General features: G+C 56.1%; 24 protein-coding genes and 3 pseudogenes. 19 read left to right on the top strand and 8 right to left on the bottom strand.

What is annotated here, in order from left to right:
* Positions 1 to 15: 15 nt before the first annotated feature.
* The 3 genes from ACHHV8_RS34765 to ACHHV8_RS34755 are packed head-to-tail and all read right to left on the bottom strand — an operon-like array spanning position 16 to position 3,103.
* On the bottom strand, positions 16 to 924 hold the full coding sequence (locus tag ACHHV8_RS34765) for a WD40 repeat domain-containing protein (protein WP_395164014.1): 909 nt from the start codon (positions 922 to 924) through the stop codon (positions 16 to 18).
* Positions 921 to 2,390: a sensor histidine kinase gene (locus tag ACHHV8_RS34760; RefSeq protein ID WP_395164013.1), complete on the bottom strand. Its 1,470-nt coding sequence runs from the start codon at positions 2,388 to 2,390 to the stop codon at positions 921 to 923. The genes ACHHV8_RS34765 and ACHHV8_RS34760 overlap by 4 nt, the downstream gene beginning before the upstream one ends.
* On the bottom strand, positions 2,387 to 3,103 hold the full coding sequence (locus ACHHV8_RS34755; RefSeq protein WP_395164307.1) for a winged helix-turn-helix domain-containing protein: 717 nt from the start codon (positions 3,101 to 3,103) through the stop codon (positions 2,387 to 2,389). Before ACHHV8_RS34755 ends, ACHHV8_RS34760 begins: the two co-directional genes overlap by 4 nt.
* Positions 3,104 to 3,325: 222 nt before the next feature.
* Between ACHHV8_RS34755 and ACHHV8_RS34750 the strand changes: the two genes are divergently transcribed.
* From ACHHV8_RS34750 to ACHHV8_RS34720, 7 genes are all read left to right on the top strand, one after another.
* Positions 3,326 to 3,718 carry a hypothetical protein gene (locus ACHHV8_RS34750; RefSeq protein WP_395164012.1) on the top strand — a complete coding sequence of 131 codons (393 nt, stop codon included), beginning with the start codon at positions 3,326 to 3,328 and terminating at the stop codon, positions 3,716 to 3,718.
* Complete coding sequence (locus tag ACHHV8_RS34745; protein ID WP_395164011.1) at positions 3,693 to 5,177, top strand: cache domain-containing sensor histidine kinase; 1,485 nt, start codon at positions 3,693 to 3,695, stop codon at positions 5,175 to 5,177. The genes ACHHV8_RS34750 and ACHHV8_RS34745 overlap by 26 nt, the downstream gene beginning before the upstream one ends.
* Complete coding sequence (locus tag ACHHV8_RS34740) at positions 5,164 to 6,735, top strand: ABC transporter substrate-binding protein (RefSeq protein WP_395164010.1); 1,572 nt, start codon at positions 5,164 to 5,166, stop codon at positions 6,733 to 6,735. Before ACHHV8_RS34745 ends, ACHHV8_RS34740 begins: the two co-directional genes overlap by 14 nt.
* A gap of 2 nt (positions 6,736 to 6,737) precedes the next feature.
* On the top strand, positions 6,738 to 7,913 hold the full coding sequence (locus tag ACHHV8_RS34735) for a response regulator transcription factor (protein WP_395164009.1): 1,176 nt from the start codon (positions 6,738 to 6,740) through the stop codon (positions 7,911 to 7,913).
* Positions 7,914 to 8,028: 115 nt separating this feature from the next.
* Positions 8,029 to 9,342 carry an ABC transporter substrate-binding protein gene (locus ACHHV8_RS34730; protein WP_395164008.1) on the top strand — a complete coding sequence of 438 codons (1,314 nt, stop codon included), beginning with the start codon at positions 8,029 to 8,031 and terminating at the stop codon, positions 9,340 to 9,342.
* 12 nt (positions 9,343 to 9,354) lie between these two features.
* Entirely contained in the window at positions 9,355 to 10,236 is an 882-nt protein-coding gene (locus tag ACHHV8_RS34725; RefSeq protein ID WP_395164007.1) for a carbohydrate ABC transporter permease, read from the top strand.
* A 119-nt stretch (positions 10,237 to 10,355) separates the two neighbouring features.
* Positions 10,356 to 11,141, top strand: coding sequence for a carbohydrate ABC transporter permease (locus tag ACHHV8_RS34720; protein ID WP_395164306.1), 786 nt, complete (start codon positions 10,356 to 10,358; stop codon positions 11,139 to 11,141).
* 388 nt (positions 11,142 to 11,529) lie between these two features.
* Here ACHHV8_RS34720 and ACHHV8_RS34715 read toward each other — a convergent pair whose 3' ends face one another.
* The gene (locus ACHHV8_RS34715; RefSeq protein WP_395164006.1) at positions 11,530 to 12,528 is read right to left on the bottom strand and encodes a pectinesterase family protein; all 999 of its coding nucleotides are present in this window, start codon (positions 12,526 to 12,528) and stop codon (positions 11,530 to 11,532) included.
* A 220-nt stretch (positions 12,529 to 12,748) separates the two neighbouring features.
* On the opposite strand from ACHHV8_RS34715, the gene ACHHV8_RS34710 reads away from it, so the two are divergent.
* The 4 genes and pseudogenes from ACHHV8_RS34710 to ACHHV8_RS34695 all read left to right on the top strand — a co-directional run bounded on the left by ACHHV8_RS34710 (position 12,749) and on the right by ACHHV8_RS34695 (position 16,318).
* Positions 12,749 to 13,951, top strand: a complete 1,203-nt coding sequence (locus tag ACHHV8_RS34710) for an MFS transporter (RefSeq protein ID WP_395164005.1) — start codon at positions 12,749 to 12,751, stop codon at positions 13,949 to 13,951.
* Positions 13,952 to 13,984: 33 nt separating this feature from the next.
* Positions 13,985 to 14,539, top strand: a complete 555-nt coding sequence (locus tag ACHHV8_RS34705; protein WP_395164004.1) for an SLOG family protein — start codon at positions 13,985 to 13,987, stop codon at positions 14,537 to 14,539.
* A gap of 163 nt (positions 14,540 to 14,702) precedes the next feature.
* Positions 14,703 to 14,987, top strand: a complete 285-nt coding sequence (locus tag ACHHV8_RS34700) for an ArsR/SmtB family transcription factor (protein WP_395164003.1) — start codon at positions 14,703 to 14,705, stop codon at positions 14,985 to 14,987.
* 139 nt (positions 14,988 to 15,126) lie between these two features.
* Positions 15,127 to 16,318 (top strand): annotated as a pseudogene (locus ACHHV8_RS34695) (MFS transporter).
* A gap of 265 nt (positions 16,319 to 16,583) precedes the next feature.
* Here the strand turns inward: ACHHV8_RS34695 and ACHHV8_RS34690 are convergent.
* Complete coding sequence (locus ACHHV8_RS34690; protein ID WP_395164002.1) at positions 16,584 to 17,807, bottom strand: stalk domain-containing protein; 1,224 nt, start codon at positions 17,805 to 17,807, stop codon at positions 16,584 to 16,586.
* Between the two features lie 66 nt (positions 17,808 to 17,873).
* On the bottom strand, positions 17,874 to 18,233 hold the full coding sequence (locus tag ACHHV8_RS34685; protein WP_395164001.1) for a hypothetical protein: 360 nt from the start codon (positions 18,231 to 18,233) through the stop codon (positions 17,874 to 17,876).
* Between the two features lie 286 nt (positions 18,234 to 18,519).
* Here ACHHV8_RS34685 and ACHHV8_RS34680 point away from each other — a divergent pair, with 286 nt between their 5' ends.
* From ACHHV8_RS34680 to ACHHV8_RS34660, 5 genes are all read left to right on the top strand, one after another.
* On the top strand, positions 18,520 to 18,765 hold the full coding sequence (locus ACHHV8_RS34680; protein WP_395164000.1) for an MEDS domain-containing protein: 246 nt from the start codon (positions 18,520 to 18,522) through the stop codon (positions 18,763 to 18,765).
* A gap of 40 nt (positions 18,766 to 18,805) precedes the next feature.
* Complete coding sequence (locus ACHHV8_RS34675) at positions 18,806 to 19,852, top strand: ATP-binding protein (RefSeq protein WP_395163999.1); 1,047 nt, start codon at positions 18,806 to 18,808, stop codon at positions 19,850 to 19,852.
* Entirely contained in the window at positions 19,849 to 20,580 is a 732-nt protein-coding gene (locus tag ACHHV8_RS34670; protein WP_395163998.1) for an SDR family NAD(P)-dependent oxidoreductase, read from the top strand. Before ACHHV8_RS34675 ends, ACHHV8_RS34670 begins: the two co-directional genes overlap by 4 nt.
* A gap of 24 nt (positions 20,581 to 20,604) precedes the next feature.
* The gene (locus ACHHV8_RS34665; RefSeq protein ID WP_395163997.1) at positions 20,605 to 20,793 is read left to right on the top strand and encodes a ThuA domain-containing protein; all 189 of its coding nucleotides are present in this window, start codon (positions 20,605 to 20,607) and stop codon (positions 20,791 to 20,793) included.
* Between the two features lie 222 nt (positions 20,794 to 21,015).
* Positions 21,016 to 21,372 carry a GIY-YIG nuclease family protein gene (locus ACHHV8_RS34660; RefSeq protein ID WP_395163996.1) on the top strand — a complete coding sequence of 119 codons (357 nt, stop codon included), beginning with the start codon at positions 21,016 to 21,018 and terminating at the stop codon, positions 21,370 to 21,372.
* A 130-nt stretch (positions 21,373 to 21,502) separates the two neighbouring features.
* Here ACHHV8_RS34660 and ACHHV8_RS34655 read toward each other — a convergent pair.
* Positions 21,503 to 22,022, bottom strand: a pseudogene (locus ACHHV8_RS34655) (NAD(P)H-dependent oxidoreductase); the annotation flags it as partial.
* A gap of 238 nt (positions 22,023 to 22,260) precedes the next feature.
* Between ACHHV8_RS34655 and ACHHV8_RS34650 the strand changes: the two are divergent.
* Entirely contained in the window at positions 22,261 to 22,665 is a 405-nt protein-coding gene (locus ACHHV8_RS34650) for a winged helix-turn-helix transcriptional regulator (protein WP_395163995.1), read from the top strand.
* Here the strand turns inward: ACHHV8_RS34650 and ACHHV8_RS34645 are convergent.
* Positions 22,607 to 23,131, bottom strand: coding sequence for a hypothetical protein (locus ACHHV8_RS34645; RefSeq protein ID WP_395163994.1), 525 nt, complete (start codon positions 23,129 to 23,131; stop codon positions 22,607 to 22,609). The genes ACHHV8_RS34650 and ACHHV8_RS34645 overlap by 59 nt on opposite strands.
* Before the next feature lie 274 nt (positions 23,132 to 23,405).
* Here ACHHV8_RS34645 and ACHHV8_RS34640 point away from each other — a divergent pair.
* Together ACHHV8_RS34640 and ACHHV8_RS34635 are read left to right on the top strand one after the other, a co-directional pair.
* A pseudogene (locus ACHHV8_RS34640) lies at positions 23,406 to 24,738 on the top strand (ABC transporter substrate-binding protein).
* A gap of 151 nt (positions 24,739 to 24,889) precedes the next feature.
* Positions 24,890 to 25,669 (top strand): carbohydrate ABC transporter permease, encoded by a 780-nt coding sequence (locus tag ACHHV8_RS34635; RefSeq protein WP_395163993.1) that lies wholly within the window; start codon positions 24,890 to 24,892, stop codon positions 25,667 to 25,669.
* Positions 25,670 to 25,760: the final 91 nt, after the last annotated feature.

Genomic DNA, 25,760 nt, shown 5'->3' with positions numbered 1-25,760 from the left:
TAGACGGTTTCCCGGTCACTTCGTAAAAGCGATATAGCTGCGGTCCGGTGAAAGCCGGAAGGCTCCGGCCTGCTCCGCCAGCACGGTTGTCGTTGCATTGCGCCGGTCGAAGCCGAGCAGCGCTCCATTCTGCCCTGTGAGCAGGATTTGATCTTCATTGATGAAATCGAAGCTGCCATCGATTTTCAGGCTGTGCTCGAAAAGGCTGTTCCAGCTGTCTCCTTCAAGCCGTCCGTAGCTCAGGATGAACTGGCTTGCGGTTTGAGCTGCGAGCAGAACGCCGGAGCCTTCGTTGGAAATTCGGATTGAGGACACTTTTCCTGCAGGCAGCGCGTAAGAGCGGGAGGACAGACTTTGGGTATCGTAAACGGTCAGCGTATTACCCGCTGAAGAAGCGCGCGTTCCTTCTCCATAGGCAAGATAGCGGCCGCTGCTTGACCAGGCTAGCGGGGTGATTCTCATCCGGCCAGAAGCCGACCCGCCCAGCGGCAGCTCCTGTCCGTCCGTCAGCTGAAACAGGCGGATCCGCTCGACGCCGCCGGTATAATCAGACGAGGCCGCGAAACGGCCGTCAGGGGAAAAGCCGATCACCTCTGCCGCTTCATTCCATCCCTTTATCGTCGTATGCGCATTATTGCGATAGTCGATGCGCTCAATCTCGTTCGACCGGTCAGGTCTTGGCGCTTCGCCAAGCAGCTCGTCCTGATCGATCCAGCCCCAAATCCGTGCATATCCAAGGTCGTTATCGGTCAGCTTGTATATTTTCTCGATTTGAAAATCACCCTGCAGCGCCGGGCCCGAATCCGCTTCGGTGTCGGGAATGACGACCGTCCTTGGCGTCAGACCGGTGCCGCACCCGCTTAGCGTAAAGGCGAGCAGGAGGAAGGACACGACAAGCAGCGGCTTTATGCGGTTATGGCTCATAACAAATCCCTCGCTTTGTCCGCCAAAGGCAGCTGAATACATACCGTAAAAGTCCGCTGAGTACTGGAGATGCGGATGGAGCCTTGATGCTCGTCGACGATCGCTTGGCAGATGCTCAATCCAAGCCCCCGGCTTCCCGGCTCTCCGGTCATGCCGCGGCCCACGCGGGAGTAAGGCTCAAATAAACGCTCGATTTCGCCGGGAGACAGATCGTCCGCCTGGTTGCTCAGGGTCCATTGCACACGGCCTTCGGGAACGGCCCGGGCCTCGACGATAATCGCGGTACGCGAATCCCCGTATTTGACCGCATTATCTAGCAGATTAATACATAGCTGCCGCAGTCTCTGCGCCTGCCCCTCAACCCACAAGCCGGCCTCGGACGTACATTGTATCGTCTTGCCGTATCTTTCGGCTTTGAATTTCATGGCATCGCACACTTCCTGCAGCATCTGCCCCGTTTCGACCGGTTCGAAATCTTCCCGGCCGCCGCCGCTCTCCTCGGAGAGCTCCAGCAGCCTGATAACCATCTCCTGGAGCCGGGTGCTCTCATCGATAATATGGCCCATTCCTTTGTTAAAAAAGACTTCGTCGCCCTGACCGTTATCCCGGATCATTCGGGCATACCCCATAATGGCGGTTAGCGGCGTTTTGAGTTCATGGGTCACGCGGTCGTAAAACTGCTTACGGTGCCGGTTCAGCTCTTCGAGCCGGTCCCGATCCCGTTCGATCTTTTGAATCTGCGACTTGATTTTGTCCAGCATGCGGCTGAAATTTTCCGCAAGCTTGCCGATTTCATCTTTCCTGCGAAGGTTGACCCGGATCTCGAGATTGCCCTGCGTCACCTCCGAGGTGGCTTGGGTTAAACGGACAACCGGAATGGTAATATGGCGGGACAGCAAATAGGAGAAGACGAACGCAGCGGCAAATACGGCCAAGGTCGCGTAATAAATAAAATCAAGAATGCGCCGGCTCTGCTCGTACAGCAGGGAAAAGTCCTTAACGAAGCGCAAAATGCCGACCTTTTTGCCGTCAATCACGACCGGGTATGCATAAAAGACCTCTGCCGTACGTTCGGAGTAACGGATCGTGTAGGCCGTCTGCCCGTTCTTGGCATGCTCCAGGTCGTCCGCCGCGGCGGAAGCAAACTTGGCCTCGTTGGAGGAGTACAGCTGCTTCCCGTCAACAGAGTATGCGCCCACATCGCTTGAACTGACGCGACGAAGCTCTTCAACCATGTCCTTGGCCATTTGTCCGAAATAAATTTCATCGCTGCTGTAATGGTTGATCATAAACGTCTGCTTCACATAGACGCTGCTGTTATTCTTCAGGTCGATAAGATCGCGGGTCATGATCTTCTCGTGGCTGCTTTCGATGATCTGCACGATAACATGATTCAATGCCAGCAGGGAAACGGCAAAGATGACGAAAAAACCGATGAAAAATTTGATTTTAATGGTTGCGGTCATGAACGGGAATCCGCCGTTTTCTCAAATTTGTAGCCTACGCCGAACACGGTGGAAATCAGCTCGCCCGCGTCCAGCTTTTTGCGCAGCCGCTGGATATGGATATCCACCGTCCGCGTATCTCCGGCATATTCATAGCCCCAGACAAAGTCGAGCAGCTCCGGCCGGGTAAATACTTTGCCTTGGTGGCGGATCAGGGTAAGCAGAAGATCGAACTCCTTGGGGGTCAGCTCGATAAGTTCATGACGGTGACGGTTTACAACCGTCCGCTCGCTCTTGTTAATTTCGAGATGGTGAAGCCGGATGCAATCCTCCGCCGAGCCGGTCGAATCGGGAACCCGGTCGGCTGAAGCCACTCTTCGGAGAATGGTCCGAATGCGTGCAACGACCTCCCGGACATCGAAGGGCTTGGTCATATAATCGTCCGCTCCGAATTCCAGGCCGAGGATCTTATCGGTAATGTCCGATTTGGCCGTAAGGAGAATCAGCGGCAGGTTATGGGAGGCGGTTACCTTTTTGCAAATGTCCAGACCGCTCATGTCCGGCAGCATCCAGTCGAGAAGCAGCAGATCGGGCTCGAAAAGCTCGACCTGCCGCAGCCCCTCAGCTCCCGTCCGTGCAGTAGCCGTTACAAAGCCCTCCTTGTTCAATCCGTAGGCAAGCAAGTCGGAGATTGCTTCTTCATCTTCAATAATCAGGATCTTCGTTTTGTTCATGTTCAAGTTCATGGTCAAATTGGCCCCTCCCATCCTATCGAAATGGTAGCACAAGAGAAGGACGGTTTACCAGACGCGTGTCGAACGGACAGCGTCGTTTTGTCGTTGCCGTGGGAATACTGTCGAAAAATCCCAGTTTTCTTAGTTCCGAGGGTATATTTTCCATGATCTAGGAGGGAGAAATTGCCCTTAGGTAGAATTAAGGAAGCAGCCTGTCAGAAGATGAATAACCGTGAAGGCGAGGTGAATCGGCTGCGAAGGCGTAAACCGATCCCCATATTTATACAGTTATTGGCCGGGATGTTTCTGATTGCCGCTTTGGCCATTGCATTGACCAACTGGTTCAATTACCGCCAAACGTCCCGGATTGCGTTAAACCGTACGGCAGACTATACGCAGGAGTCGGTCGACCAGCTGTCCGCCAAAATCGATGTGCTGCTGCGGCAGTACGATCAAGCCTCCCAAATGATCGCCTTCGATGAGAAGGTGCTGAAAGCGTTGCATCGAACCGCCTCCAAAGACGGAGAGACCAGCGGATACGGATTTAGACCGGTATTTGGCGGAAAAAGTCCGCTATATCGCTGGAGATATGCTGATTCATTTATTCGACCGTGAGGGTCATGCCTATGCTTCGAACGAATCGCTGCAGCTGTTCTGGAGACAGGCGGACGACGTCAGTGCGGTGACGTGGCATGCGAAAATGGAGGAGCTGGACGGCCATATGCTCTGGGTATACGGCCCGGCTTGGCGGGATGGGGAAATCCCTGCGATCATCGGAGGACGCAAGCTGAAGGATCCTCGCCGACTGACCTCATTGGGGGAAGAGTTCGTCGTATTTCCGGTGGAGAAAATCAGCCGGCTGATCGGCGAGACCGGACAGAGGATCGAACGAAAGGTGCAGGTGATGGATTCAATCGGCAACATTGTCTATTCGACGGAGCCCCGCGAAATCGGGACTGCGGCGGACCAAGGTTTGTTCGCCAAATTCGGCGGCAACGCCCAGCCGTTCTTCGAATGGACGACGCGCGAGGACCGGAAGCGGATGCTGGTGGCCTATGCGAAGTCCAATTACAGCGGGTGGACGACTATCGCTTACTTTACGCCGGAAGCCGTATTCAGCGATGCGTCGCAGATGTGGGCGCATGCGCTGCTGACGATGGGAGCGGGCATCGCCATTGCTTTGGCCCTGGTGGCGTACTTCACCTGGACGCTGACGAAGCCGGTACGTCAGTTGGCCGAGGGGATGAACCGGATTCGCAAGGCGGGCATCCAGCCGTTCGATAAGCCTTTTGCCAGCCGGGAAATCGTCCAGCTTTACTCCAACTACAACGCGATGGTGCAGGAACTCGAGGAAGTGGTGCAGCGGCTCTCAGAGCAGCAGATCAGCGCGCAGCGGGCGGAGCTGGTGGCGCTGAAGGTTCAGTTCCGGCCGCATTTTCTGTACAACTCGCTCCATCTGATCTACTGGACGATTGAGGACGAGCGGCCGGAGAAGGCGCAGGAGATGACACTCGCGCTCAGCGATCTGCTCCATTACAGCGTCCATCCGTCTACGGATCTGGTGACGCTGGGAGAGGATTTGGCGCAGCTGAACCGGTATTTGCTGCTGCAGCGCGCGCGGTACGGCGACAAGTTCAGTGTAAGCATCGACGTGGAGGAAGGGCTGGAGCAGCAGCGCGTCATTCGTCTTGTGCTGCAGCCGCTGGTCGAGAATGCGTTCCATCATGGCTTGGAGCGTAAAGCGGAGGGGGACTGGCAAATCCGGGTCTGCATCGGGAGGCAGGGGGACAGCATCCTCTGCTCGGTAGAGGATAACGGGGTCGGCCTTCCGCTTGCAGAGCTGCGTTTATTGGAAGCGTCGATTCATAACGATCGGGGCTTCGAGAAAAAAGGCAGCGGGATCGGCCTGAGCAATCTGCACAAGCAGCTGCAGGCGTTCTTCGGCGCCGGGCATGGCATTCGGCTGCTCCCGAGCCCGCTTGGCGGGCTGAAGGTAGTGCTGTCGCTCCCATGGCGGGAGCTGGAGGACAAGACGCTTCGTTTGGGCGGGGAAGGGGAGGATGGCGCTGCGTAAGCTTACTAACATCGGACAGGAGTATTGGTTTGCTTTGATTGAATGCGTTTACTTTTCAGTAGGACGCATAGGTGCGGAGCACTGTCGGCAATGGCGGCAATGCACGGATCACAGTCTGCAGCGGCGGCAAAGCACACGATCAATCCATGTGAGGGGACGGGGCCAGCAGTCAGTCTGCGTGCGGCGGCCGCAGCGGACATGGCAGCGGGTGCGGCGAGACAGTCTGCGCAGGCCGCTCGGCTGCAGTGTGATGCACTACGGCCCGCGGGCGCGGCGACCGCATCTCCGTCTGCTGCGGCTGTGCCTGCTGCTGACGCTGCTCAGCCTGCTGCTCAGTGCCTGTTCCCCGGAGCCGGAGATGCCGGGGCTGAACAGGGCGCCTAAAGCCTCGGCGGCCTTGCGGGTGTGGCTCTGGCCCGGGAGCGGCCTGGAGCCGCTCCTGCAGCGCTATGCGTCGGAGCATCCCGAGGTGGATGTGGAGACGGTGATCTTTCAATATGATGACGTGGTTCCGAGCGTGCTGTCCGCTTTTGCAACGAAGGCCGACGCGCCGGATCTGGTGCTGCTGGAGGCATCGCAGCTCAAGCAGCTGAAACGGTTCCAGCAGCAGTTCTACAACCTGTACGAATACGGGGACGAGAAGGTGCATTACCTGGACTGGAAGTGGAGGCAGGCGGAGAGCAAGGACAGCGGCTTCCTGTATGCGATGCCGGTCGACATTGGGCCGGTCGCGCTCGCTTACCGGCGGGATGTGCTGCAGGACGCGGGTCTCCCGTCGGACCGGGAGGAGGTGGCCGCTATGCTGAAGGATTGGGACGATCTGGAGCTGATCGGGCGGATTATTAAGCAGAACACGGGCGCTGTGCTGTTCGATAATATTACGAATGTGTTCCTCAGCTATTTGAATCAGTACGACGGCCAATATGCCGCACCCGCTGAGAACGGTCTGAGCCCGCGGGTGCGGGAAGCGTGGGAGCGCGCCATTTCCTTTCACCGGCTTGGCTTGAGCGCCGGGCTGCCCTCGCAGACGTCCGCTTGGGCGGAAGGGGCGGTTCACGCGAAGTTCGCGCTTGTTCTCGCGCCGTCCTGGCTTCACGGCGTGATGAAGAAGAATGCCCCGGCTACGGCGGGCAAATGGGATTTGACCCGGGCGCCGGGCATGCCGTCGAACCTGTCGGGCACCTATCTGGCCATGCCGAGAACGGGCAGGCTCCCGCAGGCGGCCTATGCGCTGGCGCGCTGGCTGACGGCACCGCAGCAGCAGCTGGGCACGTTTATCGCGAGCGGCAATTTTCCTTCAACGCCGGAATCCTATTCGTCTTCGGAGTTTCTTCAGGTGAAAGACCCTTTCTTTAATAACGCGCCGGTCGGCCAGATTTATTCCTACACGGCGCTCCGCTACAAGGCAAGCTACGATGATTACGATTATGCGGCCATCGAGCAATTGATCCGCGACGGCCTGCGCCGCGTCGAATCCGACGGAGCGGATCCGGACGCGGTATGGGCGGAGATCACCCGGCAGTTTCAAATCATGCAGCAGGAAGAAGGAGGCGGATGAGGATGTTTACGGTGATGGTTGTCGACGACGAGACGAATGTGCGTCTGCCGGTATGCAGGGCGCTGTCCCGGTTCGAGGGAGTAGGGCAGGTGCTGGATGCGTCCGACGGGATGGAAGCGATGGAGCTGCTGAAGCGGCAGCCGGTCCAGCTGGTTATTACCGACATCCGGATGCCGGCGGTAGACGGGCTGGAGCTGGCCGAGTACGTGAGGCGGCATTCGCCGCAGACCGATGTATATGTGCTGACAGGCCACGCGGAATTCGATTATGCGATGCGAGCGATGCAGCATCAGGTGGCGGCGTATCTGCTGAAGCCGCTGTCCAAGGAAAAGCTGCGCGAGGTGTACGGCGAGGCCTACGGCAAATACAAGCGCCGTGTAGAGTCCGAGCAGGTGAACGTCATCCGCAACCGGGCGCTGCTCGAGAAGCGGATGCACGATCTGCTGCAGGGCGTGCCGGTACCGACCTTTGACGAAGGCTTGATTCCCGCCTACGAGACGATCCGGCTGGTCTCCTTTTCGACCAAAGACCTGCGGTCGCTAGGTGAGGCTTCGGTGCGCTATTTCATACGGGAATGCGCGCAGGAATCGTTCAGCCGTCTGGGAACGGCGGCCGTCTGCCTGGAGGACCGGCTGATCACAGTGGTGCTGTTCGCGGCGGAGGACGCCGGGCAAGCGTGGGAGCGGCAGGTGGAGGAAACGTCGCGGTGGATGGAGGAGAAGCTGCGCATCGAGGTCAAAACGGGCGATGGTGGTCTTACCCGGGACATCGGCGACCTTGGGCTGATGTACATCCGCAGCATGACGAGTCTCGGCTTTACGGAAGTGACGAGGCGGGCCTCGGAGGCGGCATTCCCGCCGATCATCAAGGCGCTGCTAGGCTACATCCATAAGGAATACGCGAATGAAACGGTGAACTTGTCCGATTTTGCCCAGCAGTACCAGATCAATGCGAATTATTTAAGCAACCTGTTTCATCAGGAGACGGGTATGACTTACACCCAGTATTTGACGCAGCACCGGCTGACGGAGGCCAAACGGTGGCTCCGCGACACGAACCTGAAGATATACGAGGTCTGCGAAAAGGTAGGCTACCGCGATCCGGCGTATTTCAGCCGCATTTTCAAAACGTTTATCGGCATGGCGCCGGGCGATTACCGGACTTGCGGACATTCCTGAGATACGTCCAAGAAATCGAAGATGCGTTACATATACTTGCGATACCCGTTTGCCTATACTCATTGTAAGGGCTTTCTTTTAGAGCCCAGCGACATTTCGAAGGGAGCGTTAACGAATGAATCGGGTGCCGAAGCGCAAGTCCATGTTCTTGCTGCTGGTCTCTCTCCTGGTACTTCTTAGTGCGTGCAGCAGCGGTGCGGGGACGCAGGGAGCAGCAACTAACGAAAAGGCCGGGGGAAGCGACGGAAAAAAAGTACAGCTTCAAATGTGGTTTTGGCAGGGGGCAACGTTTGAGAAGATTATACCGGAGTTCAACCGCACTCATCCGAACATCGAAATTGTGCCGCAAATTTACAAGTGGGAAGACGCCCACAAAAAGCTGCTGACCGCCATGTCGGCCGGCTCGGGAGCGCCGGATATCGCAATGATCGATATTTCGCAGCTCGACCAGTTTCTGAAATACCCGGACAAGTTTTACGATCTGAACGAATTTGGCGCGAAGGATATGGCGAAGGATTATCTCGAATGGAAATGGAAGCAGGCTTCGACCGGCGTCAAACAGCTGGGCTTGCCGACGGATATCGGACCGATGGTGCTGTACTACCGTCAGGACCTGTTCCAGCAAGCGGGACTTCCTTCGGAACCGAACGATGTATCCGCCAAAATCAAAAATTGGGACGACTTCCTCGCCGCGGGCAAGACGCTGAAGGAGAAGACCGGAGCGAACATCCTGTCCAATCCGTATGAGCTGTACGGCGCGATCCGCGACCAGGGCGACAACCTTTACTTCGACAAAGACGAAAATTTGATCATGGATTCCAATCCGCAGATCAAGAAAGCGCTCGAATATTATAAAAAAGCCCGTGAGATGGGCATCGCCGGCACGTATGACCAAAAGAACGCGCTGCAGGAATATTCCGCAGCCCTGAACTCCGGCAAAATCGCTACATACATTTCCGCCGCGTGGGGCAGAGGCCACGTCGAAACGCGCGCTCCGGACACGAAGGGCAAATGGCGCGCAGCCAAAATTCCGGAAGGTACAGGCAACATGGGCGGCTCGTTCCTGCTCATTCCGAAGGAATCGAAATACTCGAAGGAAGCGTACACCGCAATCAGCTGGCTCGTCTCTCCGCCGCAGCAGCTCGAAGTGTTCAAGCTGTCCGGCAACTTCCCGTCGACGCCGTCGGTGTATGGTGACAAGGCATTTACGGAAACGGGCTATGAATTCTGGGGCAACCAGAAGCTCGGCGTGCTGTTCTCCGAGGTGGCCAAGGACGTGAAGGTACAGCGGAAAGGTCCTTATTATCAAACGGTGGAAGACATTATCAGCGACGGCATGCAGGCGGTCTCGGTCGATAAATCGAAGGACCCCGACAAGGAGTTTTGGGCGCTCGTCGAGAAGGCCAAGACCAAATTGAAAAATAAATAGGATGTGGATACGATGAAAGGATTCAGAGCGTATCTGGCTCCCTACCTCATGATTTCGCCCTTTTATATCTTGTTTATCGTGTTTGGCCTGTTTCCGATTCTGTTCTCGCTGTACTTGGCATTTCATGCCTGGGACGGCCTGGGCCCGATGGAATATGTAGGGCTGCGCAATTTCCGCAATTTGCTGACCGACGATCCGGATTTCTGGAAGTCGGTCGGCAACACCTTTGCGATCTGGTTTTTGTCGACGGTGCCGCAGCTGTTTCTGGCATTGGTCGTTGCCTTTCTGCTGAACGCGGCGTTCGTCCGGTTCAAGGATTTTTACCGGGCGGTGTATTTTCTGCCGAACATTACTTCGATCGTCGCGGTAGCGATTATTTTCGGTTCCTTCTTCGGCAGCCAGTTCGGGCTCATCAACGGCGTGCTGCAGGCGCTAGGCCTGCCCCGTATCGAATGGATCAACGACCCGTTCTGGGTGAAGGTGGCGGTTTCGCTCATGGTCATCTGGCGTTGGACCGGCTATAATGCGATCATTTATTTGGCCGGATTGCAGGGCATCCCGCATGACTTGTACGAGGCGGCGACAATTGACGGCGCAAGCCGCAAGCAGCAGTTTTTCAGCATTACGCTGCCGCTGCTGAAGCCGATCATTCTGTTCACGGTCATTCTCTCGACGATCGGCGGGATGCAGCTGTTCACGGAGCCGCTTATTCTGGTCGGCAATACCGGAGGGGCGACCAAGGGGGGCTTGACGCTGGTGCTGTACTTGTATAACCAGGCGTTCGGTAACCAGCTGTTCGGCTACGCATCCGCGATTGCCTGGATGCTGTTCATTATCATCGGGGCGTTCTCCTTCCTGAACTGGAAATTCGTCTCGAGAGGGGAGGGCGTCTGATGCGTGCGGATTCTTCCAAGGCGGCCGTAAGCAGCAGGGGAGGCGCTGCCACAGCTGCCGCAGCCGCAACCCGGACAGGGGCGTCCCGTGCGCCGGGAACCGTGCTCATTCATATCGGCATGCTGATCGGCGCGATCCTGTCGCTGTTTCCGTTCTACTGGCTGTTCGTTATGTCGACGGCTACGACGGCCGATATGTTCCGCTTTCCGCCCCGGTTCGTTCCGGGCGACCAGCTGCTGATCAATATCGGCAAGGTGCTCGATCATGTCGGCTTCTTTACCTCGTTCGGCAACAGCCTGATCGTTGCAGGGACGCATACGCTGCTCGTTCTGTTCTTCTGTTCTCTGGCCGGCTTCGCCTTCGCGAAGTTCGAATTCCCGGGCAAGCCGTTCCTGTTCTTCTTCCTGCTGATGACGATGATGGTACCGCAGCAGCTCGGACTCATTCCGCAGTTTATCATCATGCAGAAGCTCGGCTGGATCAACGACCTCAAAGCCTTGATCGTTCCGGGCGCGGCGAGCGCCTTCGGGATCTTCTGGATGCGCCAGTATGCAGCCTCCGTGCTGCATGACGAGCTCATCAACGCCGGACGGATCGACGGCTGCAACTCGTTCGACCTGTATTGGCGCGTAGCGCTTCCGGTGCTGCGCCCGGCGCTCGCGACGCTCGGCATCATCACGTTCCTGAATTCCTGGAACGATTATCTCTGGCCGCTCGTCGTCATCTCGGTGCAGAATAAGTTCACGATCCAGATGCTGATTGCTTCGATGAACGGGGTGTACAGCACGGACTATTCCATGGTTATGGCCGCGACCCTGATGGCTACCGTACCGCTGATTATCGTTTTCTCAATCTTCAGCCGCCAGTTTATCGCCGGTCTGATGCAGGGCTCGGTGAAGGATTAGTGACCTGCGTCTCAGAGAAGGGCCGTCTCACGAATCGACTCGTGATTCGGAAGTACCCGCTTTGACTGAATTAGGTTTAAAAAAGACGCCTCCATTTCCACGTATGTCGTGGTTTGGAGGCGTCTTTGCGTATGATTTGGAGTATGTCTTCGAAATGTGTCCTTTAGCGGGCCAGCCTATTTTTATGATAACACAGCGGCTGCTCCACTGGGCCTGTCTCCGGATGTCCAGTACGCGCGAATCCGAATTCGTGAGTTGCGGCACTGCTCGGCGGTCGGTCGAACCCCCTTGTCAGATTTCCCGCCGGCATGCCGAAATCGGTGCTTTCCATGCTGGGGCAGCCCTCTTATACAACCAAGGATAAAGAAACGCATCGCCCAGCAGCCGCTTAGCCCAGCGGGTTCCATCCGTCGCTGCCGGCCAGTACCTTGGCTGCAGCATAGCTCTCAGCTTCTTCCTCGCTCAGCTGCCCCGACCAGGCGGCGCGTCCCGCGATGTCAGCTCCGGGCCCCGTATTCCGGTACTCGCGGAACGCGGTCGTACGCTCGCTCTCCGGCTTGCCCCAGTTGTCCCAGCCCGCAGCGGCGATATGCCCGCCCAGCCAGCAGTTGAGAAAAGCTGCCTTCGCATAGCTGCGCCACGGACGGCCCAGGTAAACCGACTGAGCCGGCGCGTCGCTCGTGATCCGGCTGTCGTGGAACACGTAGCCGAAGCGGACATCCTCCGGCGTTGAAGGCGCGGTTAGCCAGCCATGGATGCGGCCGGACGGGAACTCCGAGGCGTCCTCCGCGCCTTCGCGGCGCTTCGAGAAAATTTCACAGCGGTCGAACACCGCGGTGGCCGATCCGAAGATGAAATCGATATCCCCTTCGATATAGCACTGCTCGTAATACTGCCGCGTATTCCGCCGGGGCGCCAGCTCCCGGGGGCCCCCGAAAAGCGCACGCTTGGCCGGAGCGGGCGGCAGAGGAGCGGTGAACAGCGTGTCCTGATATGACAGGAAACGGCAGCCGCGGAATACGGCCCGGTCGCCGTCGACGTAAGCGGCGACCGCTTGTCCCACCTGCCCGCCGCGCCCGGCGGCGTTCCGGAAGGTCAGCCGCTCGGCCGTGAAATCGTCCGCGCCGATAAAGACCGAATAGGAGCGGAACGTTTCGTAATCCTCGCCGTTCGGGAGCTTTTTCTTGGCGTAATCGTCATAGGTCAGAATCGTTTGCTCCGCACTTTCCCCGATCAGGGTAACGTGAGGCTTTTCGACATGAATTTTTTCTTTGTACACACCGTTTTTTATGTAAATGACAACGCCCTCAGCGTTGTGTTCGGGAATGCGGTCCAGTGCTTCCTGCACCGTGCGGAAGTCTCCGCTGCCGTCTGCGGCTACGATCATGTGGCAGAACTCCTTTACTCATAGGGTAGGGCAGAAACTGTGCCGAGAATAGTTTACCACAGGGGGCGATTAAGTTCATTAAAGCGTTAAAGAAGCAGGATAATCCAGGTTTTTGCCGGAAAGGGAACGGTTGTAAAGGTTTACAGAACGGAAGCGGAGTGCTACCATAACAAGACAAGCGAGTACACACGTGTGCAGTATACAGCTTTAGGGGGTTCTCATGGAAACTTGGAAACGGAACTTATGGCTCCTATGGATCGGATGCTTTATCACGTCGGCCAGCTTTTCGATGGTCGTGCCCTTTTTACCGTTATTTCTTATTCACATCGGCGTTACGGAGCATACGGAAATGTGGTCGGGGCTGCTGTTCAGCTCCGCTTTTTTTGCGGGGGCCTTATCTTCGCCTTATTGGGGGGCGATGGCGGATAAGTACGGACGCAAGCCGATGATCGTGCGTGCAGGCTTCGTGCTGTGCGTTATTTATCTGCTCACCTCACTCGTCACGAATCCGTATCAGCTGCTGGTGCTGCGGCTGCTCCAGGGGCTCTTGAGCGGGTTTATTCCAGGTTCCATCGCACTGGTCGGTACGAATACGCCGGAGCATAAGGTCGGCTACGCGCTGTCGATGATGTCAACGTCCACGGCGACGGGCGGCATCATGGGGCCGCTGCTCGGCGGAGTCATCTCCAAAATTTTCGATAACCGGATTGCTTTCGCCAGCGCAGGCGTTTTCGTTCTGCTCAGCACGCTGCTCGTGGTGTTATGGGTGAAGGAAGAAAAGTTCGTGCCGAGCAAGACGCGCACCTCCATTCTTGAATCGATGAAAATGGCGGTGAACAACCGGCCGTTTCTTATGATTCTGGTGCTGACGCTGTTCACGCAGTTTTCGGTGATGACGATTGAACCGGTGCTGCCGCTGTATATTGTGCAGATCGGCGGTTCGGTGAAGGAAGCGTCGCTTGTGGCGGGGATCGTCTTCTCGCTGGTCGGTGTCGCGAGTATTCTGTTCGCTCCCCGGTGGGGGAGGCTGGCCGATAAGGTCGGCTTCCAGAAGGTGCTCATCATCGGCTTGCTCGTCGGCGGAATCGGCAATTTGGCGCAAATTCCGGTGCACAACATTTGGGGTTTTTCGATTATCCGCTTTGTGTACGGAGCGTTCTTCTGTGCCGTGTTTCCTGCACTGAACGGACTTGTGGTGCGGACGACGACGGCCGATTTCCGCGGCCGCGCTTTCGGTCTCAACCAGACGGCCAATCAGCTGGGCGGCATGCTGGGGCCGCTGGTCGGCGGAGCCATCAGCGGTGTTTTCTCAATCCACAGCGTATTCTGGATTACGGGACTGCTGCTGATTTTCTCGATGGGGCTAGCCTACTGGTCCAGAAGCCATGCGGTGCAGACGTCGGGACCGAATTTGCCGGGATAGCGCGGCATAGAGACAAGGAGAGTCAGGATCAAGGTGAATCGGGTATTGGTAATGGGCTACAAGGCCTCGGAGCTGGGCATCTTCTCAATGAAGCACCCGGGTATCGAAATGATCAAGAAAGCAGTGAAGAAGCGGCTCATTTCCCTGCTGGACGAGGGGCTGGAGTGGGTGATCGTCAGCGGGCAGTGGGGTGTAGAGCTGTGGGCAGCGGAAGCGGTGCTGGAGCTGCAGAAGGATTACCCGGAGTTGCAGCTTGCGGTCATTACCCCCTTTCTTGAGCAGGATGAGAAATGGAACGAGCCGAAGCAGGAATATTACCGCGGTATTGTCAGCCGGGCCAATTATATGAACAGCGTGACGAAGAGCAAGTATGACGGCCCGTGGCAGTTCAAAGAGAAGAACAAATTTCTGCTTCGCAACTCCGACGGTCTCATACTGGTGTATGACGAAGATATGGAGGGCTCGCCCAAATTCATGAAGGAACAGGCGCAGCGGCTTGCCGAGCAGCCGGGAGGATACCGTCTGATCCAGATTACGGCTGCCGATTTGCAGGCTATCGCGGACGAGGAGCAGCCGGACTATTGGTAAGCGCGTGGTTTCGGTCGGGGCCTTTCCAGAAGGATGAACAGCGGTGGAGGCTGCAAGCGGAAACGGACAGGCTGTGAAAATTACTTCTTTACTTCCACAGGAAACTGTGGTAATTTAAATTTCGATATATTTAGAAATAACGAATCAGAAAGGAGAACCAGCCATGTTGGAGGATACTACGGAAGTCCGTCAGGCGGTTAAGGTATATAAAGCGTTGGGAGAGCCAACCCGACTGAAGATTGCTCTGCTGCTGACCGAGGAACGCAATCTGTGCTGTTCCGATATTATGGGCAAGCTGGAGTCGGTCGCCGGGTCGACGCTGTCCCACCATTTGAAGCAGCTGACCGACAGCGGGCTGCTCCACCTCCGCAAGGACGGGACTTATGTATATTACAGCGTGAACCGGGATATCGCCATGAAATACGCGCCGTATTTGCTGGAGTCTTAGCGGCTGCATCGGTTACGATAACCGGTTTGGCCTCGTCGCTTTACGAAGGAAAAAGAAGCGGCAGGACTTTTTTTAGTTTTAATTTCTATAAATCTAGAAATATAAAAATATAGGTTGTGGAGAGAGGGGCAATTCTATCATGTCAACTGCCTGGAAAATTTATATGCTGGCGGCCGTCAGCTTCTTGGTCGGCACGTCGGAGTTTATCATCGCAGGGATTCTGGATAAAGTGGCGGCCGATATCGGCGTGGCCTTATCCGCGGCGGGCCAGCTGATCACCGTGTTCTCGCTTGCCTATGCGTTCGGCACGCCGATTCTTATGGCGCTGACGGCCCGCATGGAGCGGAGGAAGCTGCTGCTCTATTCGCTGGGACTGTTCATCGTCGGCAACGTCATGGCGGTGCTGCTCCCGGGCTTCGGGTTGCTGATCGTCTCGCGGATCGTGCTGGCGATCAGCACGGGCGTATTCGTCGTGACCGCGCTGACGGTCGCATCGAAGCTGGCTCCGCCGGAGAAGCAGGGCAGCGCCATTGCAACGCTCGTCATGGGCTTCTCGACGGCGCTGATCGTCGGCGTGCCGATCGGCCGGGTCGTCGCCGCGGCCTACGATTGGAGGACGATCTTCGGAGGCATCGGGCTGCTCGGCGTGCTCGCCATGCTTGCGGTAGCCTTCACGATTCCGCAGACGGAAGGCGAAGCGCCCGTACCGCTCCGCAGCCAGCTGGCGCTGCTTAAGGAGCCGAGAATCACGGTGGCCTTGCTGATTACGTTCTTTTGGATTGCGGGCTATGCGATCGCCTACACGTACATTTCCCCATTCCTGCTCAGCGTGACCGGCATGGATGAGAAGGGGGTCAGCGCAGGACTGTTCGCCTTCGGTATTGCCAGTCTGATCGGCTCCAAGTTCGGAGGCTACAGCACGGACAGATGGGGCGTTCCCCGCACGCTGATCGGAGGCATGCTGCTTCATGCGATCTCGTTGGTGCTGATCTCGCTGGCCGCTCAATCGGCGGTCGCGATGCTTCCGCTGCTGATGCTGTGGTCCTTCGCCGCCTGGTTCATCCGTCCCGACCCAGCAGTATAACCTGATCCAGCAGGCGCCGGAAGCGTCCGGCATCATGCTTAGTTTGAACAGCTCCGTGCTTCAGCTGGCTATGGCTGCCGGGGCGGGGATCGGAGGCGTCGTTGTGGAGCAGGCGTCTCTCGTATCGATCAGCTGGATCGGCGCCGCCGGCGTGACCGTGGCCGCCGCTACCGCCGCCGCATCGCTGGGGCTGTCGCGTTCCCGCTCGCGGAGACAAGCGGAGAATCGCAAGCTGCAGGGGGCTTGATGCCCCTGGGGCCCTGCTTTTTAAAGGGGGAGCTGTGCACCCGGCCGCCGCTGGGTGTTCTGGACATGTGACAGCGAGGGCAGCAGCAGGGTCTGAAATGCGTGCATGTCCCCCCCGCTGCTTTCAAGTGAAAGCTTTCGCTTCCCTGCAGCAGCCTCCATGGAGTATGGAGCCGGACAGCGGCAGGACGCAAACGAACACCCCGGAGATGTACTTCTCCCGGGTGTTCGTTTATTTTTATGCAGCGGCAGGCGCCGCTCTTAGCTTAGTACGTCAGCTTGACCGTGCGGGTGGCGTCGATATAATCGACCTTTGCGCCCAGCACTTCGGCCAGCAGCCGAACCGGAACCATCGTGTTTTCGCCGATCAGCCTTGCGGGCGTATCGGTCGTTTTTACTTGGCCGTTCACTTCATAGCGGCTGTCCGCCGTATAAAGCGTGACTTTGAGGCTGCCTTTGGTATAAATGGCGGCGCGTTTCTGTTCGTCCCAATCGACGCTGGCCCCGAGTGCGGCGGCCAAGTCGCGGATGTACAGGTACGAGAAGCCGTCGACGATGACCGGCGTCCGTCTCATCGGGAACGAGACTCCGTCCACCTGGTAGCTGCTGTCATCCAGCCCGAAGCTGGCTGTGCGCAGGGTAGGAGCGGCGGTGACGTAGTACTTTTTATAATCGGCCGCATTGAGATGCAGCTTCTGCTTGCCTGTTCCGGCAGCGGGCTCCGTCGTGAAGTCCCACTCCTTTTCCTCCGTTACCGTACTGCTATCCTTCATGACCTGCAGGCGCAGCTTGACATGATAGCTGGTATCGGCCTGCAGCGGCTTGCGCGGCAGCACAATTACGGTCTTGGCCAGATCGGTATCGTTATCCGGCGTATTCGTCAGCACTTCGACGGACTTCTTGCTGCTGTCCGTCAGCTCGGCGCTGAGCAGCTTGATGTTCTTCACATCTGCCCCGTAGTATTGAGCCATGATCGGATAGCCGACCGGATAGGCTTCATTGCCGTGCACCCGCAGCGGGCCCGGCCGTTCATTGCCATCAAAGGTTGTAGGAACATACCGGTCGCCTTCGGCCGGAGAGACAACCAGCTGCGACGTATTGACGGTTTCCATACCGAATTCGATAATCGTATAGTCGCCGACCCGGCCGATGCCGATTTCTTTGACCGTCGGGTCAATCAGCGGGGAGCGGTGATACGGGGCGTCGTACAGCGCGTCAATCGCGTCGCCGATGCTGCCGCTGATTAAGGCCGCGTCTTCGCCGATGCTGGAGGTGTAGCCGAAGTAAGCTCCGCGCTCCAGCGGCGTCGCGCCGATGAAGCCCGTTTTTCCCGCCGTTTCGCTGTGCAGGCTTTCCTGGCTGCCGTCGCTTTGCAAAATTTGATTCGCGTCCAAATATTTGGCGTGTGCCGCAGCGGCGGCGTTCAAATTATCGTTCATCTTCACGGCCGGCAGACCGTGAATAGTTCTGTAATCGTTAATGGCTTTCAAGCCGCTGAGCTGCTCCGTACCCGCAGGCGTAAACTGCTTGAGGGCATCCTTCGCGACCGTAAAGGTTCACGACTCGTTAATCGGTTTATAGCCGGGGAAGGCGATGGACATATTGACGAGATGGCTTCCGGCGGCCAAATCCTTTGTCGGGGTATAGGAGAAGGTGCCTTTGGCTTTATCAAAAGAAGGCGAGACACTCACTCCGTCTATGGTCATGGAATAGGATGGGGCGGCACCGGTCATGTCCGTTTCGAAGTAAAAAGTTACCGTAGGCTTGGTCACGCCAACAACGTCCTTCGGCGTTCCCAGGTAGCCGTAGGTAAAAGCCTCGGCACGCGGAGCAGGTAAGGCGAGACTGGCACACCAAAGCAGCAGGGCCAAGGAAAGCATCGTCAGCCGTTGAGTGAGACGGTGATTCGGATTCAAGCGGAATCCCTCCTTGTCATTGAAGAATAATGTGATTAATTTCGACGTTCAACTCAATACATTCGACAAATCCGGGCGAATGTCCTTTTATTAATTAATTCCAGAGGCAGCGCTTCCCGGCCGCCCAATCCAGGATAAGGAATGGAGCCGCGGCTGGTTTACTGAACGGTTGACAAAAAAATTAGGGCAGTCTTCTAAAAAGCCGCTTTACCCCTTTACTGTGTTCAAATATTGGTGCAATATGGATTCAACAAGCGATTTGGGCCAGAGACAGAAGGAGGTTATTATGGCGGCTTCAACGATCCCTTTGACGGAACATATGCATGTGACTAACGGAACGCACATTTTATACTTTTATGAAACGATGGAGGCGTACCTGGATAATGCCATTTCCTTTATGCTTACCGGCTTTCAACAAGGGCAGCACATTATTTATGTGGACAGCCGCGAACGGTACGAAATCGTAAAACAGAGGCTGAGGGCGCAGGTGTCCGAGCGGGAGCTGAGACCTTATCCGGTATGTCGATTATAAAGAGTTTTACTCGCTCGGCAAAACGTTTCATTTTGAACATGTGTACAAAAATTTTATGGAAGCGACCCGGCCCTTCATTGAAAAGCAAATTCCTATCCGGGCATGGGGGCATGTGGAATGGACGGACCAGAACGATATTCTGAATCAGCTCCAAAGCTATGAATGCCTGTGCGAAAAGGCGGTGAACGAGCTGGGGGTTCTGACGGTCTGCGCTTATTCGGGTGACCGCGTATCCGTCAATCTGAGCTCGCGGCTGATGCGATCCCACGAATATGTCATGACGGACAAAGAGCTGATGCATTCCGTGCTGTACCGGCACCGCCGGGATCCCAAGGTGGTGTTCCCCTCATTATCGGTTCAGGCCCAGTATCAGAATGAAGTGGATTTATACAAGCAGAAGCTGGATTTCGCCCATGTGGTCTCCCATGAGGTGCGCAACCCGCTGACGGTCATCAAAGCGTATGCCATGATGCTTCAGAAGGAAGTGACGAGCGAGCAGGCGAGGGAGAAGCTTCGGGATATTCAGGATTATGTTACGGTCATAGACAATGAAATCACTCATATTATTAATACGGAAGAAATGCTGACCTCTGAGGCATTGTGGCAAAAAAGCGCGCTCCTCCCCCGGCCTGTACTGCAGGAAGTAGCGGATACGATGGGAACGAAGGCGCGGACGCAAAATATTAAGCTGGAGTCCGAGTTCAAGCTGACGGGAGAGGAGCAGCTGCACTGCAATGTCATGGGGCTTAGGCTTGTTGTCTCGAACCTGCTCGGCAACGCCATAAAGTACAGCGAGGAAGGCGGGACGGTCCGGTTTCGGGTGCAAGCGTCGGCGGACAAGCTGCTGCTTGAATTTAAGGATCAGGGTATCGGCATGAGTGAAGCGCAGCTCGGCATGCTGTTCGTCAAATATCAGAAGCTGAATGTGGAACGCGGCGGGCAGGGCGTCGGCCTCTTTATGGTGAAAAAGCTGATCGATCATTTTGAAGGCGGGATCGAGGTGCGAAGCGAGCTGAACCGGGGCACGGAGGTTCGGGTGGAGCTTCCTCTTGTGAATGCCAATTATGAAGGAGCGATGGAAGGATGACGAACCAAACAGCATGGGTTACCGGAGTCGACAGGGGGCTGGGCTTAGGTCTTGCCAGGGCGCTGCTGCAGCGGGGCTGGCGTGTTTTTGCGGGACGGTATGCGCTCCCAACCGCTGAGCTTGAGCAGCTGCAGGCCGAGTACAAGGACAGCTTGCGGCTGATTCCGCTGGATATCGGAGACGATGCGAGTGTCAAGGCCGCGGCGGCGGAGGTACAGGCGCAGACGGACCGGATCGACCTGGTCATCAACAATGCGGGCATCCTTGGAGATATCGATGCGACGCTGCACGATGAGCTGAATTTTCAGGAAATGCAGCAGGTCTACAATGTGAATACGCTGGGACCGCTTCGCGTGGCACAGGCGTTTATCGGTCTGCTTCTGGGCAGTGACCGACCGGTGCTTGCCAACATTTCTTCGGAGGCGGGCAGCATCGGCCAATGCTACCGGCAGAACTGGTATGGCTATTGTATGTCCAAAACGGCGCTGAACATGCAGTCGGCGCTTATTTACAACCAGTTCAAGGATCAGGGGCTCCGGCTGCTGCTGCTGCATCCCGGATGGGTGCAGAGCTATATGCACGGGGAGCTGAATACGAAGGCGAAGCTGACGCCGGATCAGGCCGCGGCGAACATCCTCGGCATTATCGAGCGATGCGATCAGTTCAAGCGGGCCGATGGAAGGCCGGCCTACATTGACTCGGAAACCGGAGAGCCGCTGCCTTGGTAGGGGAAGAGCAGGCGAATGCATCCCGTGCGGAGCTCAAACGGCGCTATCGGCTGGCCGGCCGGCGAAGCTTATCCCGCCGCATGGATACGGCATATGGGCAAAGGCCGGCTGGCCGCGCTTAGGAGCGGTCATAACGAGGCGTCGCTCCGCTCTCCGGAGATGCGCAAGCTGATTGCGGCCGGATGTACATGGGCAGCGGGGAGCTCGGCATAAACGGGGACAAATGAAAACAAGCATATTTCTGCCGGAAAGAGGCGGGGATAGGCTTGTTTTGCTGTTTGCGGGAAAGAAGGCTTCGCTAATGGAAGGCATGGATCGGGCCTGCAGGGAAGGGAATAAGTAGAACTTGATAAAATCCAAACAAAATTATATTATGTCTATATAATAATAGTTAATAATGATTATTGTCCTAAAATAATATAGGGGTGAGACAGGATGAACCGCAGAAAAGAATTGCAGCAGCAGGCCAAGGAAATAAAAATCGAGGCGGGTATTTATCAGGTAAGGAACAAGGTAAACGGAAAAGTGTTTATCGAAAGCTCGATGAATTTAAAGACGATCAACGGACAGGAATTTATGCTCGACATGGGCTCGCACCGCAACCGGAAACTTCAGGAGGAGTGGAAAGCTTTCGGCAAGGAAGCTTTTGTTATTGAAGTTCTGGAGGTTATGAAGATCAAGGAAGGGGCGGGGGCATTCTACGATCCCAAGGATGATTTGAAGAAGCTCCATGCGGAGTGGCTTGAGCGTATACAGCCCTTTGGAGAAAAAGGCTATCACGAAGCGCCGTAAGCGCAGAGGTTTAAGGGGGTTAAATTGAGGGAGTCTCCTTTCACAAGGAAGCTCCCTCTTTGCTTTTGCAGTGAACACTTGCCAAGCCTGTGCGCCGCTGCTTGTCCGGATTAATGAGCCAGGCGCCTGCGGAAGCTTGAATATGCTCCGCATACTTGGCGGCCTCCCGGGCGATATATTCTTCGCTGCCCTGATTTGCATCATAGGTGATGAAGGCAGGGAGATAAATGCCGCCGCATTTGATCAGCGTAGCTTGAATCGGCCTCAGCAGCTCGCTGATGGTGAAGCCGTTGTCGCCGCCTGAGCGGTACGCTTTATCCGTTCCTCCGGCTGTTGTGGCAACCATAAACTGCTTGCCTTTCAAATGGTCGCCTCCGGGCCCGAAAGCCCAGCCGAAGGTCAGCACATCGTCGAACCATTTCTTCAACAGCGGCGGGCAGCTGTACCAGTAAAAAGGGAATTGAAATACGATCCGGTCATATTGCAGCAGCAGGCGCTGTTCTTCGGCGACATCCATATGCCAGTCCGGATATTGTTCATACAAATTACGGACCACTATGTTCTCGCGGCCTTGCAGCGCTTGGGCGAAGGTTCCGATTGACACGGGAATGGTTTAAGTCGGGGTGGGCAATGATAACCATTGTTTTCATGAGGGTCATCCTTTCAAATAAGGTTCAAAGGTTCAACCCCCATTATGATGCGGAAAGCAACGCTTGAAAAGTACGCTGTTTGTACGTACTTAGTCTTGTATAACGTACTCATGGCAGCTGCCTGTATGCACAGGGATAGTACGTTCCATCGTACTAGGTACGAAAAAGAATAGTACTTTTGCAAATCAGGGTACTTTGGTAAGGTGTACGGAGAAGCAATTGTGAAGGAGTGAGGGAGATGGCTGAGAAGACACGCGAATTCGATGTAACGACGCAGGGGATATTGGCTACGCTGCAGATCATCGGAGGCAAATGGAAGCCGCTGATCCTGTTCATCCTGCAGTATGAGGGGACGCAGCGGTTCGGGGAGCTAAGGCGACTGCTTCCCCAGATCACGCAGGGAATGCTGACGAATCAGCTGCGTGAGCTGGAGCGCGACGGCCTCATTGAAAGAAAGGTATATCACGAGATTCCGCCCAAGGTCGAATACTCGCTTTCGGACCATGGCAGAACGTTAGGTACGGTGCTGAAAGATATGTGCGGCTGGGGCTTCAAGCATATCGAATATATGAACCGGACGGAAGTCAGTTACGAATCTCCACCAGATTATGCTGGAGAACGTTATCCCCGACCTGCGGAGTGAAGGGGGCAGCGCTCACGCCGGTCACGTTCAGGAGCACATTGGCGTGCCGCGGCAGGGAGATGCGCACCTCGTATTTGAACTCGACCCCGGATACGTCGGCATACAGGAAGTCCGAGGTTCGGGGCGACAGCGTAACTTTGCAGACCGGCAGCTCGCACGGGCTGACGTTCAGGGGAACGGCCGTGCCGCTCGACCAGTCGAACACCTGAACGGCGATATCGCTGATCGTGCCCGAACCAAGGTTCATGACATCCACCAGAGCGAAGCTGGTGTTCGGATTTCTTCGCAGTATACCGGTAGAGAACAGCCTGGGCCGTGCCGGGCTTTTTTGCTTGGAGACGTTTCTGCTGCGAACGACGGGAAGGCGCTGGCCGACTATGGTTTTTTTATATACCAGGACGCGCTTTCTCCGCGGAGCTTTGTGGGTGATGGGCCGTTTCAGAAATAACTTCGGTTTGAGTCTCATTCGATCCACTCTTTCCTGGGGGATTCAATACAGTGAGATTGCCTACACTTAGTAAATGCGGCGCATGCCCTAATGGCATGGGCGAATGCCGGGCCTCGAGAAGCTTTCCTATAGGAAGGAGCGGCAGGCAAACGGTGCAGCACGGTAAAATCCTTCAGGCGTAGTTATCAATGTTGAATCTTCGTTATATCAACCGGGTGCCGCATGAAGTAAGCTGGTTATAGAAAAAGTAACAACCAGCTTATGAACAGATTAAAGACTTCGGGAGGTCGCTATGAAAAAATCTTGGAAGCGCGTACTTGGTGCAGGAACCGTCGTGATGATGGCAGCTTCGCTTGCGGCAGGCTGTGGAAATACAAGCGAGAAGCCGGCGGAAGCCGGAAATAAGGCTGCGGCAGGCAAGCCGTTCGAAGGCAAAAGCATTACCCTGGTTACGGCCAACCACCCTTGGGGAGAAGCGATTAAGCCTTTGCTGCCGGAATTCGAAGCGGCTACGGGCATGAAGGTCAATATCCAAAGCTTCTTCGAGGATCAGCTGACGCAGAAGCTGACCGTGCAGTTTACTTCGGGCTCGGCGACGCCGGATGTGTTCATGTACCGCCCGCTGCAGGAAGGCAAGCTGTTCTACAAGAACGGCTGGGTACAGCCGCTGGACGATTACGCGAAGAAGGACGCGGCGTACGACTTCAACGATTTCTCCAAATCGGCTGTCGGTACGGCTACGGTGGATGGCAAGCTTGGCGGCATTCCGATTATTACGGAGCAGGAAATTTTATACTACCGTAAAGATTTGCTGCAAAAAGCGGGCATCAGCGTGCCGAAAACGCTCGATGAACTGGTAGCCGCCGTCAAAAAGCTGCATGACCCGAAAAATGAAATGTACGGCTTTGTGGCCAGAGGCCAGCGCTCGCCGCTCGTAACCCAGGTATCCTCGTTCCTTTATTCCGAGGGCGGCGATTTCTTGAAGGGCGACAAAGCGACGATCAATACGCCGGAAGCGGTTAAAGCGTTTACGACGTATGGGACGCTGTTGAAGGATTACGGTCCTCCGGGCGTGCTGAACATGTCGTGGCCGCAGGCGATCGGTATTTTCGCTCAAGGCAAGGTCGCGTTCTACACGGATGCGAACTCGATTTATCAGAATGCGACGGATAAGGAGAAATCGAAGGTTGCGGATCAGGTCGGCTTTGCGCCGTTCCCTGCGGGCAAGGACGGGTTCCAAGCCTTATAACATTACTTCCTGGGGACTGGCGATGAACTCCAAAGCGGCCAACAAGGACGCGGCTTGGGAATTTATCAAATGGGCGACCAGCAAGGATATTGTCCTGAAAACGCAGCAAAAAGGTAATCCGGGCGCCCGCGCATCCGTATGGGATAAGCCGGAGGGCACGACAGGCTTCCCGGCGGAGCTGGTGCCGGTTATTAAAGAAAGCGCCAAAGGCGGGGTAGACCATGACCGTCCGACGGTCATCAGCGTAGGTGAAGCCCGCGACGCAGTGGGCGAGATCGTGCAGAAGGTAATGGCTGGAGAAACGAATATCCAAGAGGTTGCGGATAAGGCGAACCAGGCGCTGCAGACGATTATTGACAAAGACAAAACGAAGTAAGCGGAGCTTCTTGCAATAATGTTCTTGCAATAATGTAAATGACGGCGGGCCCGGCCCGCAAGGCATTCGGAAGGGTCATTCCATGAATGGCCCTTTTGATGCTCGCCTTTCATCAAGATCCGGCACAAGCACAAAGAAAGGGTGAACGTTCATGCGGTACAACTGGTTCGACCGAAACCTGAAGTGGATTTATACGCTTCCGGCCGTATTGTTCGTACTGCTGATGATGCTGTTTCCGATCATCTATACGGTACGGATCAGCTTTTACGAATGGAGCATGTCGGCAACGACGCCGCCCAAGTGGGTAGGCTTAAGCAATTATTTGGAGCTGCTCAAGGATGAGCGGTTCTGGCACGCGGTAGGCTCGACCTTCTACTTTACTATCGCAGCCTTGGTATTCGAGGTGGTGCTGGGCATCGCCATCGCCGTGCTGCTGTCCAGGCAGTTCCGCGGCAAAAATATCGTCAAGACCATTTTCCTGCTGCCGATGGTGGCTACGCCCGTAGCGATGGGGCTGGTTTGGATGCTGATCTACGAGCCGACGATCGGCGTCGCGAATCTGATGCTGAAGTCGCTCGGATTCGAGCCTTTGCTGTGGCTGGCTTCTACCTCCCAGGTCATCCCTTCGCTGGTCATTATCGACGTCTGGGAGTGGACCCCGATGATTGCCCTGATTGTGATGGCAGGCTTGGCTACACTGCCCACGGATCCCTACGAAGCGGCGGATGTGGACGGAGCAAGCCGCTGGACGAAGTTTTTCTCGATCACGCTGCCGCTGCTGCGGCCGACGATCATTGTTGCAGCGATGCTGCGGCTGATCGATGTGCTGAAGACGTTCGATATTATTTACGCCACCACGCAGGGCGGAGCCGAATTTTGCATCGGAAACGTTGAATTTATACGGTTACGTGCTGGGCTTCCAGTACTTTAAGCTGGGGATGGCATCCTCGCTGCTCGTTATTTTCTTTGCTATTGTGATGGCTTTGACCTTGTTCATGATCTGGATGCGCAAACGATTGGAG

The organism is Paenibacillus sp. TAB_01 (genome assembly GCF_043945595.1).
Taxonomy (GTDB): domain Bacteria; phylum Bacillota; class Bacilli; order Paenibacillales; family NBRC-103111; genus Paenibacillus_S.
Note: the sequence above shows the minus strand (reverse complement) of the source record. Positions and strands in the feature narration are given on the sequence as shown.